At 63.6% G+C, this 13,840-nt stretch carries 14 protein-coding genes; 8 read left to right on the forward strand and 6 right to left on the reverse strand.

The annotated features are described in order from the left end of the window. Positions 1–128: 128 nt before the first annotated feature. The 5 genes from gntR (at position 129) to IVA98_RS18995 (ending at position 5,212) form a co-directional block, all read left to right on the forward strand. Positions 129–1,229 carry an HTH-type transcriptional regulator GntR gene (gene gntR / locus IVA98_RS18975; RefSeq protein ID WP_247304482.1) on the forward strand — a complete coding sequence of 367 codons (1,101 nt, stop codon included), beginning with the start codon at positions 129–131 and terminating at the stop codon, positions 1,227–1,229. A gap of 122 nt (positions 1,230–1,351) precedes the next feature. After that, positions 1,352–3,178 carry an IlvD/Edd family dehydratase gene (locus IVA98_RS18980; RefSeq protein WP_247304484.1) on the forward strand — a complete coding sequence of 609 codons (1,827 nt, stop codon included), beginning with the start codon at positions 1,352–1,354 and terminating at the stop codon, positions 3,176–3,178. Positions 3,179–3,314: 136 nt separating this feature from the next. Continuing rightward, entirely contained in the window at positions 3,315–4,046 is a 732-nt protein-coding gene (locus tag IVA98_RS18985) for an SDR family oxidoreductase (RefSeq protein ID WP_247304486.1), read from the forward strand. Positions 4,047–4,065: 19 nt separating this feature from the next. Then, positions 4,066–4,812 carry an SDR family NAD(P)-dependent oxidoreductase gene (locus tag IVA98_RS18990; RefSeq protein ID WP_247304488.1) on the forward strand — a complete coding sequence of 249 codons (747 nt, stop codon included), beginning with the start codon at positions 4,066–4,068 and terminating at the stop codon, positions 4,810–4,812. A 7-nt stretch (positions 4,813–4,819) separates the two neighbouring features. After that, the gene (locus IVA98_RS18995) at positions 4,820–5,212 is read left to right on the forward strand and encodes a GFA family protein (RefSeq protein ID WP_247276910.1); all 393 of its coding nucleotides are present in this window, start codon (positions 4,820–4,822) and stop codon (positions 5,210–5,212) included. A gap of 2 nt (positions 5,213–5,214) precedes the next feature. Here the strand turns inward: IVA98_RS18995 and IVA98_RS19000 are convergent, their stop codons facing one another. Next, positions 5,215–6,123: a DMT family transporter gene (locus IVA98_RS19000; RefSeq protein ID WP_247304490.1), complete on the reverse strand. Its 909-nt coding sequence runs from the start codon at positions 6,121–6,123 to the stop codon at positions 5,215–5,217. 89 nt (positions 6,124–6,212) lie between these two features. On the opposite strand from IVA98_RS19000, the gene IVA98_RS19005 reads away from it, so the two are divergent. The 3 genes from IVA98_RS19005 to IVA98_RS19015 all read left to right on the forward strand — a co-directional run bounded on the left by IVA98_RS19005 (position 6,213) and on the right by IVA98_RS19015 (position 8,321). Beyond that, positions 6,213–7,076, forward strand: coding sequence for a LysR family transcriptional regulator (locus tag IVA98_RS19005; RefSeq protein ID WP_247304493.1), 864 nt, complete (start codon positions 6,213–6,215; stop codon positions 7,074–7,076). A 78-nt stretch (positions 7,077–7,154) separates the two neighbouring features. Then, a complete protein-coding gene (locus IVA98_RS19010; protein WP_247304618.1) occupies positions 7,155–7,835 on the forward strand; it encodes a site-2 protease family protein in 681 nt (226 codons plus the stop codon). A gap of 63 nt (positions 7,836–7,898) precedes the next feature. Then, a complete protein-coding gene (locus IVA98_RS19015) occupies positions 7,899–8,321 on the forward strand; it encodes a hypothetical protein (protein ID WP_247304621.1) in 423 nt (140 codons plus the stop codon). Here IVA98_RS19015 and IVA98_RS19020 read toward each other — a convergent pair. From IVA98_RS19020 to IVA98_RS19040, 5 genes are read right to left on the reverse strand one after another with little or no spacing between them, the layout of a single operon-like run. Continuing rightward, positions 8,309–9,124 carry an energy transducer TonB family protein gene (locus IVA98_RS19020; protein WP_247304495.1) on the reverse strand — a complete coding sequence of 272 codons (816 nt, stop codon included), beginning with the start codon at positions 9,122–9,124 and terminating at the stop codon, positions 8,309–8,311. The genes IVA98_RS19015 and IVA98_RS19020 overlap by 13 nt on opposite strands. A 9-nt stretch (positions 9,125–9,133) precedes the next feature. Continuing rightward, complete coding sequence (gene exbD / locus IVA98_RS19025; RefSeq protein ID WP_247276905.1) at positions 9,134–9,592, reverse strand: TonB system transport protein ExbD; 459 nt, start codon at positions 9,590–9,592, stop codon at positions 9,134–9,136. 3 nt (positions 9,593–9,595) lie between these two features. After that, positions 9,596–10,564 (reverse strand): tonB-system energizer ExbB, encoded by a 969-nt coding sequence (gene exbB / locus IVA98_RS19030; protein WP_247304497.1) that lies wholly within the window; start codon positions 10,562–10,564, stop codon positions 9,596–9,598. After that, a complete protein-coding gene (locus IVA98_RS19035; RefSeq protein WP_247304498.1) occupies positions 10,561–11,250 on the reverse strand; it encodes a Fe2+-dependent dioxygenase in 690 nt (229 codons plus the stop codon). The genes exbB and IVA98_RS19035 overlap by 4 nt, the downstream gene beginning before the upstream one ends. Positions 11,251–11,269: 19 nt before the next feature. Further along, a complete protein-coding gene (locus IVA98_RS19040) occupies positions 11,270–13,807 on the reverse strand; it encodes a TonB-dependent receptor (RefSeq protein ID WP_247304624.1) in 2,538 nt (845 codons plus the stop codon). Positions 13,808–13,840: the final 33 nt, after the last annotated feature.

The raw sequence follows: 13,840 nt of genomic DNA on the forward strand, positions 1-13,840 counted from the left end.
CGGCCCGATCATAGCGAGCAACATTGTCGGCAGTTTGTGCGGTTTTGGCAATTTGTCTTTGGTTAGTCGTTGCTGGTAGCGCTGTCAACGTTCCTTTGTTTGCGACCGTGACTGTGTTAAGAGCAGCAATGGGTCGAAAACGCACCAAGTCAGGCAAGATCCGGCTGGCGGAAGTCGCCGAGCTTGCCGGCGTCAGCCCGATCACCGCGTCCCGCTTCTTCCGCAATCCGGAAGCACTGTCGGTTGCCAAGCGGACGCGGGTCGAGAGCGCCGCCAAGGAGCTCGGCTATGTTCCGAACCTTGCTGCACGCGCGCTGGCCTCGCAGCGTACCGAGGTGATCGGTGTATTGATCCCATCCCTCACCAATAACGTGTTCTCCGACGTGCTGCGGGGCATCTATGACGCCTCCGAAGGCAGCCGTTACTCGATCCAGCTGTCCAACACCCGCTACAGCATCCTCCAGGAGGAGAAGCTGCTGCGCCTGTTTCTGGCGCAGAAGCCGGCCGGGCTGATCGTCACCGGCATCGACCAGACCGCAGAATCGCGCGCGATGCTGGAGGCTGCCGACTGCCCGATCGTGCAGATCATGGAGATTGGCCCCAATCCAGTCGACATGATGATCGGCTTTTCGCACTATGATGCTGCGCGCGCGGCAGTTGCCCACCTGTTCGCGCAGGGTCACCGCAAGGTCGGCTTCATCGGCGCGCGGATGGATCCGCGGGTGCAGCGGCGGCTCGATGGATATGTCTCGGCCATGAAGGATGCCGCCCTGTTCGAGCAGCGGCTCGTCGTGACGACGGCGACGCCGACATCGGTGACGCTCGGCGGCGCCCTGTTCACCGACCTGCTTGCGCGGGACCCCGGCATCGATGCGGTGTTCTGTGCCAATGACGACCTCGCGCTCGGCGTCCTGTTTGAATGCCGGCGCCGGGAGATCGCCGTCCCGGAGCAGATCGCGATCGTCGGATTCAACGACCTCGAATTCATGGCCTCAGCCGTCCCCACCCTCAGCAGCGTGCGCACCAATCGCTATGAGATGGGGAAAACGGCCGCGACCATGCTGATCGACGCGATCGATGGACGGCGGCCCGAGCAGCCGGTGCTCGACCTCGGCTTCAAAGTGGTCGAGCGGCAAAGCTCGTTGTCGCGGCGTTCGGACAATCGACCAGCCGCTTCCGGAGCCGGCGCCGCCAACAAAATGGTAGCGTTACCAAGCAGCCAAGATTAGTATCGTACTTGTGAGGAAATGACCCGCCAGCGGGCCGGCAGACCATCGCTCGCGCCGCTGGGCATCGCACCAGCCGACAGATTGAGACGGACGCCAGTGCGTTTGCATTGCAGGAGAGACCAATGACAAAAAAGCCAACCAATGGGCACGCTGCCGGCAACGGCGCTCGCCGCCACCTTCGCTCGCAGGAATGGTTCAACAACCCGCACAATCCGGGCATGACCGCGCTCTATATGGAGCGCTATTTAAACTACGGCCTCACCCGCGCCGAGCTTCAATCCGGTAAGCCGATCATCGGCATCGCGCAAACCGGCAATGATCTCTCACCCTGCAACCGCCATCATATCGAGCTGGCCCATCGCGTCCGCGAGGGCATCCGCGAGGCCGGTGGCATTGCGATGGAATTCCCGACCCATCCGATCCAGGAGACCGGCAAACGTCCGACCGCGGCGCTCGACCGCAATCTCGCTTATCTCGGCCTGGTCGAGATCCTCTACGGCTATCCCCTCGACGGCGTGGTGCTGACCACCGGCTGCGACAAGACGACGCCCGCCTGCATGATGGCCGCAGCGACCGTCAACCTGCCCGCGATCGTGCTGTCGGGCGGCCCAATGCTGAACGGCTGGCATGCCGGCGAGCGCACGGGCTCCGGCACCATCGTCTGGAAGTCGCGCGAGCGGCTCGCCGCCGGCGAGATCGACTATGAAGAGTTCATGGAGATCGTGGCCTCCTCGGCGCCCTCGGTCGGCCATTGCAACACCATGGGCACCGCCTCGACCATGAACGGGCTCGCCGAAGCGCTCGGCTTCTCGCTGCCGGGCTGCGCGGCGATCCCCGCCCCCTACCGCGAGCGCGGCCAGATCGCCTATGAGACGGGCAAGCGCATCGTCGAGATGGTCTGGGAGGATCTGAAACCCTCGGACATCCTGACCCGCAAGGCGTTCGAGAACTGCATCGTCATCAATTCGGCGATCGGTGGGTCGACCAACGCGCCGATCCACATCAACGCGCTGGCCCGCCACATCGGCGTCGAGCTCTCGATCGACGACTGGCAGAAATTCGGCCACGACGTGCCGCTGCTGGTCAACATGCAGCCGGCCGGCTTCTATCTCGGCGAGGAGTTCCACCGCGCCGGCGGCGTTCCGGCTGTGGTGCGCGAGCTGATGAAGCACAAGCGCATCCATGAGGACGCAGTGACAGTCAATGGCCGCGGCATCGGCGAGAACTGCAGGAACGCACCGGCGCCCGACAACGACGTGATCTGGACTTACGACAAGCCGCTGGTGAAGGACGCCGGCTTCCTGGTGCTAAAGGGCAATCTGTTCGATTCCGCGATCATGAAGACCAGCGTGATCTCCAAGGAGTTTCGCGACCGCTATCTCAGCAACCCCAAGGACCTCAACGCCTTCGAAGGCCGCGCCATCGTGTTCGAGGGGCCCGAGGATTATCACGAGCGGATCGACGATCCCTCGCTCGACATCGACGAGCGCTGCGTGCTGTTCATCCGCGGCACCGGGCCGATCGGCTACCCCGGTGGCGCCGAGGTCGTGAACATGCAGCCGCCGGCAGCATTGATCAAACGCGGCATCCTGTCCCTGCCCTGCATCGGCGACGGCCGCCAGTCCGGCACCTCGGGTTCGCCCTCGATCCTGAACGCCTCGCCGGAAGCGGCGGCAAATGGCGGGCTCGCCATCCTCAAAACCGGCGACAAGGTGCGCATCGACCTCAACAAGGGCAGCGCCAACATCGTGATCTCGGAGGAGGAGCTGAAGAAGCGCCATGCCGAACTCAAGGCCAGCGGCGGCTTCAAGCATCCGCCGAACCAGACGCCGTGGCAGGAGATCTATCGCAATACGGTCGGCCAGCAATCCACCGGCGCCTGCATGGAGCTCGCCACGCGCTATCAGAACGTCGCCGGCACCTTTGGCGTGGCAAGAGATAACCACTAGCAGCCACACCGTCATTGCGAGCGAAGCGAAGCAATCCAGAGATAGCTCCACGGAGATGGCCTGGATTTGCTTCGTCGCAAGAGCTCCTCGCAAAGACGTGGGTTGGCATTGAAACTACACGAAGGAGAACAAGAACATGGCAGACCGCCTCAAGGGAAAGCGGGCCGTCGTCACCGCTGCAGCCGCAGGCATCGGGCGCGCATGCGCCGTCGCATTCGCGCGTGAGGGCGCGACCGTCATCGCCACCGACATCAACGAGAGCGGGATTGCCACTCTGGCCAAGGACGGCGTCGCCGAAGTCGCAAAACTCGACGTCCGCAACACCGCCGACGTCAACGTCTTTGCCAAGCGTGTCGGCAAGATCGACATCCTGCTCAACGCTGCGGGCTTTGTGCACCATGGTACGATCCTGGAGTGCTCGGAAGAGGATTTTGACTTCTCGTTCGACCTCAACGTCAAGTCGATGCACCGGACCATCAGGGCGTTTCTGCCCGAGATGCTGGCAGGCGGCGGCGGCAGCATCGTCAACATCTCGTCCTGCGCGGCGCTGCGGCCGCCGGCCAACCGTTACGTCTACAGCGCGTCGAAGGCGGCGGTGTCGCTGCTGACGCGCGCGGTCGCGCTCGATTTCATCACCAAGGGCATCCGCTGCAACAGCATCTGCCCCGGCACCGTCGAGACGCCCTCGATGCTCGACCGCGCCGCCGCGCAGGGGCCGCAAGGCAAGGAGATGTTCATCTCCCGCCAGAAGATGGGCCGGCTCGGCACCGCCGACGAGATCGCAGCGATGGCGGTCTATCTCGGCAGTGACGAAAGCGCGTTCACCACCGGCGTCGACCTCGTCGTCGACGGCGGCTACATGCTCTGATGTTCAGGGGTCAAGTCTCATGAACAAGATCGATCTCAACGGCCGCGCCGCTGTCGTCACCGGCGGCGCGCAGGGCTTTGGCCGCGCGATTACCGAGCGCTTCGTCGCCTCCGGCGCCAAGGTCGCCATTTGGGATTTCGATGCCGCGCTGGCCGAGAAGACGGCGAAGGAGATCGGCGACGGCGTCCGCGTCTTTAAGGTCGACGTCACCGACACCGCAGCCGTCGAGCAGGCCCGCGATGCGACGCTGGCCGCCTTCGGCAAGATCGACATCCTCGTCAACAATGCCGGCGTCGCCGGCGTCAACAAGCCGGTCTGGGAGACCGACCTCGAGGAATGGCGCAAGGTGCTGCGCATCAACCTCGACGGTCCTTTCATCTGCTGCAAGGCCATCGTGCCTACGATGCTCAAGCAGACATACGGGCGCATCGTGAACATCGCCTCCATCGCCGGCAAGGAAGGCAATCCGAACGCCGCGCACTATTCGGCGTCCAAGGCCGGTGTGATCGCACTGACGAAATCGCTCGGCAAGGAGCTCGCCGCCCACGACATCCTCGTCAACGCGGTGACACCGGCGGCGGCGAAGACCGCGATCTTCGATCAGATGACGCAGCAGCATATCGACTTCATGCTGTCGAAGATCCCGAAGGGGCGCTTCGTGCTGGTGGAAGAGCTGGCCGCGATGGTGGCCTGGCTCGCATCCGAGGACTGCGCGTTCTCCACCGGCGCGGTCTTCGATATCTCGGGCGGTCGCGCAACTTATTGAGGACATCATGATCCGGGAAGGCGGATGCCTCTGCGGCGCGGTGCGGTTCAAGGCGGAGGGCGAACCGCTCAACGTCCGCATCTGCCATTGCCGCATCTGTCAGAAGGCAATGGGCTCGCCCTACTTCGCCCGCGCGCAATTCGACCAGCGCGCGCTCAGCGTCGAGGGCGACACCGCCCGCTTCGCCTCCTCCGAGAACATCGACCGCGTGTTCTGCAAGCGGTGCGGCACGCGGCTGTTCGCGTGGCGCCGCAACGGTACGCTCGCCGGCGTCGCGCTGGCCACGTTCGATGATCGCAACGCCTTCGCGCCCACCGAGCACATCTGGGTCTCGGAAAAGCTTGCCTGGCTGAAGCTCGACGACGGCCTGACGCAATATCAGACGACGATCCCGGCTTGATGTCAGGCCTGGTTTGAAGCGGATGCGCTCACCGCCTGAGCACGCTGGTCCGTCGTCCCAATCCATATCCCGACAAACACCGCGACGATGCCGGCCGCCAGATTCCAGCTTAGCGGCTCGTGCAGCAAATAGGCGCCAACCAGCGATGCCGTTATCGGATTGACCGTCACCGAGATCGCGACACGCGTCGGCGTGGTCCGCTCCAGCGCGAAGGCCCAGAGATAAAAGGTCAGCGCGGCTCCGAAGGCCCCGAGATAGAGCGCTGCGAGCCATTGCGGTGTGCCGAAGCCGGTCACCGGCACAAAACTGCTGCGCACATATGAGAGCAGGATGAGGCAAGTCGCGCCTGCCGCCATGCTCATCGTCGTGAAGGCGATCGGGCTGGAACGCCGGATCAGCGGCTTTGACCAGATACCGTAAAGTGCCATACACACGGCCGCAGCGATCATCAACAGATCGCCCCGCCAGGCGCCCGACGGCGCCGAAGCCAAGTCGAAGAGAAGCGCAAGGGCGACGCCAAACGTCGCAATTACGACACCGATCGACTTGCGCCAAGTGAGCGATTCGGCGCCGAGCGCAGCCCCCATCACGAGCGAGAGCAGAGGCAGCGTCGACAAACCGAGCGCGCCGCGCGCGGCGGTCGTAAATATCAGCGATGCATTGAACAGGATCGGGAACAGGGCGAAGAACAAAAGGCCAAGCCCGATCGCGGCGATCCGGTCCCCTCGCCCCGGCCAGCAGTCTCCGCGCAGCAACGTCAGCGGCAGCAGCAGGAGAAAGCCGATGCCGAACCTGAACGAGCCGATCGCGAGCGGATCGAGCATATTCACGAGATAGCGCGTGGCGCCGATGGAGGTGCCGCCGAGGCCGCTCGACAGCACGGCAGCCAAAACGCCGGAGATCTCGGTCACGATTGCTCCCATCAATGCTTCGAACGCAGCATAAGAGGCGCGCCGAAATGGGGAATGGATTTTCCGTCATGCTGGGATAACGTTACGTCATGACCACACCAGATCTCGATCCCAGTCTGCTGAAAGCATTTCTCGCGGTCACCGAGCATCGTTCGTTCACCCGCGCGGCCCACGTCCTCAACCGGACCCAATCGGCGGTGAGCGTTCAAATCAGGCGCTTAGAGGAGCGGCTCGGCACAAGATTGTTTCAGCGCACCAGGGCCGGCATCCTGCCGACCGCGGCAGGCGAAGAGTTGCGCGCCTATGCGCAGCGCATTCTCGCGCTCAACGCGGAGGCGGTCGGGGCGCTTCGCGCACGCAAGGCCGAAGCCGTGGTCCGCCTCGGCGTGATGGACGACTACGGCACCATCGTCATTCCGCCCCTGCTGACGAGCTTTGCCAAGCATCACCCACTGGTCCGGATTGAGATCGAGACGGGACTGACCGCGACGATGCCGGCGCGGCTCGGCGATGCCTACGATCTCGTCATCGCCATGCATCCGCAAGGATGTGGCGACGGCGAGCTCTTGAGGCGTGAGCAGGCGGTCTGGGCGGCTGCCTCATCCTATCGCGCCGCGGCGCATAATCCCCTGTCCGTGGCACTCTACCCGCCAGGGTGTCTGTTCCGGCAATGGGCTGCGGAGGCGCTCGACGCCGCTGGCGTGCCCTGGCGCCTGGCCTATGTTAGCCGGACGCTCGCAGCAGTCGAGACGATTGCGGCTCAAGGCCTCGCGGTGACGGTGGTGAAAGCAGGGACCTTGCCGGCGAGCCTTCGCGTGCTGTCCGATCGTGACGGCATGCCGCCATTGCCGCCGGCGGAAATTCGCCTTCACCGTGCGCGCCACCTATCATCCGCAAGCGGCCTTCTCGCGGACCATTTGCAACGGGGAATTTCGGAATTGAGCGCCATATAGCGGTAGATTGTGAAGGGTTGTGGCCCTATACGGCGTGCTTTGGGAGGCGCGCGGGCAGAAGCCGAAACGGATGAGCTGGTGAACATTTCTTTTTATGATCCATCCGTCTGGGTAATGCCGGTGCTGCTCGCCATCACCTTCCATGAGGCTGCGCACGCCTTCGTCGCGCATCAGCTCGGGGACAACACAGCCTCGCAGCTCGGTCGCGTCAGCTTCAATCCGCTCCGCCACATCGACCCGTTCGGGACCCTGATCCTGCCGGCGATGCTGCTGTTTGCGCATTCGCCGTTCCTGTTCGGCTACGCCAAGCCGGTGCCGGTCAATTTCCGCAAGCTGAACAACCCCCGGCTCGGCATGGTCTGGGTGGCGCTGGCCGGGCCCGTCACCAACATCCTGCTGGCGCTCGCCGCCGCCCTCGCCTTTCATGCCCTGCCACTGGTGCCCGCGAGCTCGGCGAAATGGGTTGCGGACAACCTCAAGAATGCCCTCGTGATCAACGCGATCCTGGCGGTGTTCAACATGATGCCGATCCCACCGCTTGACGGGGGTCGGGTCGCGGTCGGGCTGTTGCCGCAGCGGCTTGCCTTGCCGCTGGCCCGGCTTGAGCCAGTCGGGATGCTGATCCTGATCGGCCTCCTCATCCTGCTGCCGCTGGCGGGTTCGCAGTTCGGTCTAAATCTTGATGTTATTTCAGCAATACTGCGAACGTTGACCGGTTATGTGATTCAGGCTGTTCTGTTCCTGACCGGCAATGTTTAGTTGAACAGCGACACCCGAACACAAGCCGAAAGGCCAGAGGCCGACTTGGTCAAAGCTGCCGATATGCTGATCGCGCGACGCGCCGACACCCGCGCCCGCGCCGATTTTGCCACATGGAAGATGATGGCCAAGCTCAACGGGGCGTCCGCGCTGCCTGCGGAAGCCCAGGAGTTCCTCGCGAGCTACAAGAAACTGCTGGCGGAGATGAGCGAGGGCGAAGCGACCGAGGCCACCATCGGCGCGATCTACAAGGCCTACTATGCCGAGATGGGCGGCGCGGGAACGCCGCCTGACGTCCGCCCCCGTCCGCCTGAAACGGCGGCGGACAATGTTACCGTCTTCCGCCGCCCGACCCCCAAGCCGAAGAAGGCCGCCGCCTTCGGGGCGACGGCATTCGCCGGAACCCAGAAACGGCCGCTGCCGGTGGCGCTGATCTTTGCCTGTCTGGTCGTGGTGTATGTCGGGATCCGGCTCTACTGGCGCTGAGCCGTCTTCTTCTTTTTCTTGGCGTCCGGTGGCGTGAAAATGATGTCCACGGTGCGCTCGAACCGGTCCTCTGTCAGCCCGGCGGGCGGCTGCGGAATGGGATCGGATTTACGGACAATCGAGACTGCCGCCGCATCGTAAGCCGCGTCCCCGGACGACTCAACGACATCGACCGAAAGCACGTTTCCTCTGCGGTTGATCGCAAAGCTCACTTTGACCTTCTGGTTATGGGGCTCCTTGCCCTCCGGATTGACCTTGTGGGCCGCCAGATGCGCGCTGATCTTGCGGTTCCAGTCCGCGGTAATCTTCAGGATGTCCTTGCCAAGCCCAAGCACCGGCGCCAGGGCCTTCTCAGCCTCGCGCGCGTCTTCATCGAGTGTCTGCCGCGCGGTCGCAACCGACTTCGGCGAGGCCTCGGCAGCGGGAGTTTCGACCGCTGCGATTTTCGGATCCTCGTCCTGCGGCTTCTTCGAGATGTTCTCCGCAACGACTCGATCGGGATCGTCGACCTGTTGCGACTGATCCTTTGGCAGCTCGGTTTCCTTGGTCTCGGCCTTCTGCTCGGGAAGCGCCTGCTGCTCCTGCATCGCTTCGCTGTCAGGCCCGGGCGGAAGGTCGGTATCGGGTGCCTTTGGCGAGGCCATCTCGACGGCGAACTCGGCGCCGGCCGCACCCAGACCATCGTCGCCGTCATCGGCTTGCAGGTGTGCGAGCGCGAGCGCCGCACCACCCAGATGAAGCGCGAGCGCCGCCACCGCCGCCAAGACCCAAAGCTTCCTGGATGGTCTGGGTTCGTTCGACATAGTGCGCCTCTAAGGCTGAGCGGCGCCTGCCGAGGGCGCCCCCGGAGCGCCTTCCAGCGCGACCAGCTTCACCCGCGTATAGCCGCCTGAGCGCAAGAGCTCCATGACACCCATCAACTCGCCATAGGGCACCGAGCGATCAGCACGCAGGAAGACATATTTGTCTTTGCTCATGTCGGACAAACCGTCGAGGGTGCCGATCAGCTCGGCGCGGTGGACCGGGTTCTCTCCGATCGCAAGCGTCAAATCGGGCTTGATGCTGAGATAAGTCGGCTTGTCCGGCTTCTTCTGCGGCGTCGCGCTCGACGTCGGCAGATCGATCGGCAGGTCGACGGTCGAGAGCGGCGCTGCGACCATAAAGATGATCAGCAGCACCAGAATGACGTCGATGAACGGCGTGACGTTGATGTCATGCGTTTCCGAGAAATCGTCGTCTTCGCCGTCGTTGTCTGCGAGCGAAACGCCCATGGTTCACTCCGCTGCGCGCGAATGCACGCTGCCGTGGCTGCGATCGAGATCGCGCGAGAGCAGCCGCCCCGCAGCGCCCGAGGCGCGGCTGACGAGCTCGAGATAGCCTTTCGTCACGCGCGCGAAATGGTTGTAGATGATGACGGCGGGGATCGCGGCGACGAGACCGATTGCGGTGGCGAGCAGCGCCTCGGCGATGCCGGGCGCGACCACGGCGAGGTTCGTGGTCTGCGACTTCGAGATGCCGATGAAGCTGTTCATGATGCCCCAGACCGTGCCGAACAGGCCGACGAAGGGCGAGGTCGAGCCGATGGTGGCGAGCACACCCATGCCGATGCGGATGCGGCGCTGTTCCGCGCGCACGATCTCGGCAAAGCTCGAAGCGGCGCGTTCCTTGATGCCGGCATCGCTGGACAGGCCGGCCGACATCCGCGCCTCACGCAGCGCCGCCGTCAGGAAGGATGGCAGGATGCCCTCCTTAGTGCCGAGCGCCATCTGGGCTTCCGCGAGCGAGCGCGCCTCGGCGGTCTTCTTCAGCGCCGACCGCAGCTTGGTGGAAGCAACCGACAGCTCGATCGACTTTGCGATGAAGACGGTCCAAGTCACCAGCGAAGCAAAGGCGAGCCCGATCATCACCGCCTTCACGATGACGTCCGCCGACATGAACATCACCCAGGGCGACAATTCCTTCATGGCCGGCGCGATGGCGGCCGCTGCATCGGGCTTGGCGGTCGTCGAAGCGGCAGTCGCGGGGGGCGCCGTCGCAGCAGCGGGCGCGGTTGCGGTCGAAGCCGAAGGTGCCGGGGCCGCAGGTGCGGTATCCGCTGGCAGCGCACCGACCGGGGCCGGCTGGGCCGTCGACTGCGCCGGCGCCGGCGGGGTTTGTATCTGGGCGGAAGCAGGAGATGCGAGCCAGGCGGCCGCCAGCATCGCGGCGGCGGCAAGGCTTGCTTGGAAGGTCATGATCTTCATACTTCGGCCCAGTAGCGAATGAGGTTGTGATAGATACCCGTCAATTTGACCGTTTCGGGATCGTCACGCCCGAGCCGTTCCACCAGCGCCTGAATCGCGGTGTCGAGGTCAAAGATCATGCTTCGGGCTTGATCGTCCCGTACCATGCTCTGAAGCCAGAAGAAAGACGCAACCCGCGTTCCCCTCGTCACCGGCGTGACCAGATGGAGGCTGCTCGAGGGATAGAGCACGCAGTCGCCGGCTGGCAACTTGACTTCGTGGGATCCGTAGGTGTCCTCGATCACAAGTTCGCCACCATCGTACTCTTCCGGCTCGGTGAGGAACAGTGTGACCGACAGGTCTGTGCGGATGCGAAGGCCGGTCAGGCGGTCGCCGCGGATCGCATTGTCGACGTGCAGGCCGAAATGGTGACCGCCGCTCGCCGCATAGCGGTTGAACAGCGGCGGGAAGATCTGGAGGGGGATTGCCGCCGCGATGAAGCGCGGGTTCGACGTCAGCGCCGCGATGATGCGGTTGCCGAGCTTGCGCGCGACTTCGCCATCCGGCGGCAATTGCTCGTTGCGCTTGACCATCGCCGACTGCGCGCCGGCGGTGGAGCGGCCGTCCTCCCAGTCGCTGGCGTCCATGATGCGGCGGAAATCCGCCACATCATCCTTGCTGAGAGCGTTTTCGATGCATGTCAGCATGAAACTCGTTGTTGCTCCATCAGTAACGCGCGGAGAGCACCACATAGGCGGCACGGCCCGGTGCTTCCAGCACGAACGGCGCTGCGCTTTGGTACAGCGCGTCGTAGTAGCGCTTGTCGAAGATGTTGTTCACGAACAGTTTGAGCTTCCAGTGCTGATCGAGCTTCGCCTCCGCGAACGCGTCAAAGCGCCAGTAGCTCGGCAGCGACGTACCCTGATTGGCCGCGAGCAAAGTGCCGCCATAGATTTTCGAGCGGTATACCGCCTGCCCGCCCAGTTCCCAGGTGTCGTTGAGCTGATATTTCGACAGCAAGCTGAACGACTCGTGCGCGATATTGGCGAGCGGACGCCCGACATTGGTCGGATACAGCGTCCTGTTGGCCGACGGCGCCAGCGACTGTGTCACTTCCGACTGCATCAGCACGAGACCGCCGAACACACTCCATTTGTCTGTGATCTTGCCACCGACGCCGAGATCGATGCCGCGGATGCGATAGGCGGCACCGGCCGTGATGCACGATATGTTGCCGGTCGTTCCGGTCGGATAGACACATCCCAAGGGGGCAGCAACGGCCGCGCTGCCAACATTCTGTGACTCGCGGGCGTTCTCTTTCGTCGTCTGGAACAGCGCGGCGGTCAGCAGCAGATGACGGTCGAACAGCTCCCATTTGGTGCCGAGTTCGATGGCCTTGTTTTTCTCAGGGCCGAATATCTGCGTGTTTCCGCCCGGCAGGGTCGGATTGAGGCCGCCGTACGCTGTGCTGGTACCGTCGAACTCGGCACCGACTGGATTCGCAGAAGTCGCATACGCCACATAGACGCTGCCGTTCGGCAACGGCTTGAGCGTAAGCCCGAGATTGAAGTTGGGAATCAGGAATTCCGCCGACTGCTGACCGAACGCGCCGTTCGCAGCATAGCCGGTGGTCTTGATACTGTAATCGTCGTAGCGAAAACCGCCATTGAGGATCAGGAGGTCATGGTAGTTCGCACTATCCATGACGTAGCCGCTGACCGTGTCGATGCCGATCTTGGTCGGCAGACCCGAAAGCGAGGGAATTCCAAACGGAAGATACGTATTCTGAGGAAAGAAGACGCTGGTGTTGGTCGGCGAGCCGGATGGGCTGGAGGGAATGCCGGTGGCCTCCGAGGTCAGCCCAAGATACCTGTCGATCGAGGACCGCTCACGATCGACTTCGACGCCCGCAAGCGCAGTATGCTTGAACCCCGCGCCGTCCAGGAACTTGTAAGTCGCCTCGGTCTGGTTGGCGAGCACGTCGGTGATCTGAAAACGGCTCTGGGGATTGGACGTCAAGGTCGACGCCGAGAGCGGGTCCTTCAGCGAAGGCGCTTCCGGCAGCGTTCCGATGTAATTCTGCGTCGAACGCGACGCGCGAAACTTGTTGCTGATCATCAGATCGGGGGTGATCTGCACCTCGGCATTGATCGTGCCGATGTCCTGGCCGGTCCGGAAGAAGTCGCGATTGACGAAGCCGTACCAGTTCTTGCGGCTCGCTCCGAAATCCGGGAACGGACCGCCAGCGGTGGACGCGGTGCTCGGCCGATAATAGGGCACGCCGAAGTCCGGAAGACCGGTCAGTTCAGTGTGGATGTAGTTGCCGGTGACCCTGATCGTATCGGTCGGCTTCCAAGTCGTGGCGACGAAGGCGCCGTTCCGGTTGTCGGTGACATAGTCGCGGCCTGCGACATTGGCGTCCTGAAACAAGCCGCCGACACGTACGGCGAGCGTCGGGTCGATCACCTGGTTGACATCGAGCGTGACACGCTTGGTCTGGTCGGTCCCGAACGTCGAGTCCATGTTGTAGAAGCTCGCCCCGGTCGTCGCCTGCTTGGTGACGATGTTGATCGCACCACCGGCGACACCGCGGCCGGAAAAAGTCGAGCCCGGACCACGCAGGATCTCGACCTGTTCGGTGAAGAAGTTCTCACGCACGCTGACGCCGGAATCGCGCACGCCATCGATGAAGATGTCGTTGCGCGCGTCAAAGCCGCGGATGAAGAAGCGGTCGCCGAACGCATTGCCGCCCTCGCCCGAGCCCAGCGTCACGCCAGCCGTGCTGAGAATGGCCTGCTTCAGCGTCGTGGCGTTCTTGTCCTCGAGGACTTCCTTGCTGAGAACGGTGATCGACTTCGGCGTATCGACCAGCTTCTCCGGAAATTTGCCGCCAGCCTGGACGTGGTCGACCTTGTAGGGCGCGGCCGGGTCGGCATAGGGATTGGCGTCGGCTGGGCCGGACGGTGTGGTGGGAGCCGTCTGCTCGGCCTGCTGCCGCTGCGCGGCGCGGCGAAGCGCGTTACGGGCTCGGACCTGCTCCGGCGAAGGCTTCGAGGCCACCGGACGCGGACGTTGGACCGGAGCATCGACTGTCACCGGCGGCAGGTTCGACTGCTGTGCTTCTGCGCCGCTCGACACCGACGCCACCGCAATCAAGCTCGCGACTGCCGAAACCTTCTTGCCGGAAATGCCAGCGGACTTCTCATCCATCGAGTTGAACGCTACGACCGAACGCAACGACCTCGGTGCGACCACCTGCCCCATTACCAAACGCCCCATCTTCCTGTTCGCTCATTC

Source organism: Bradyrhizobium sp. 160 (genome assembly GCF_023073735.1).
GTDB lineage: Bacteria > Pseudomonadota > Alphaproteobacteria > Rhizobiales > Xanthobacteraceae > Bradyrhizobium.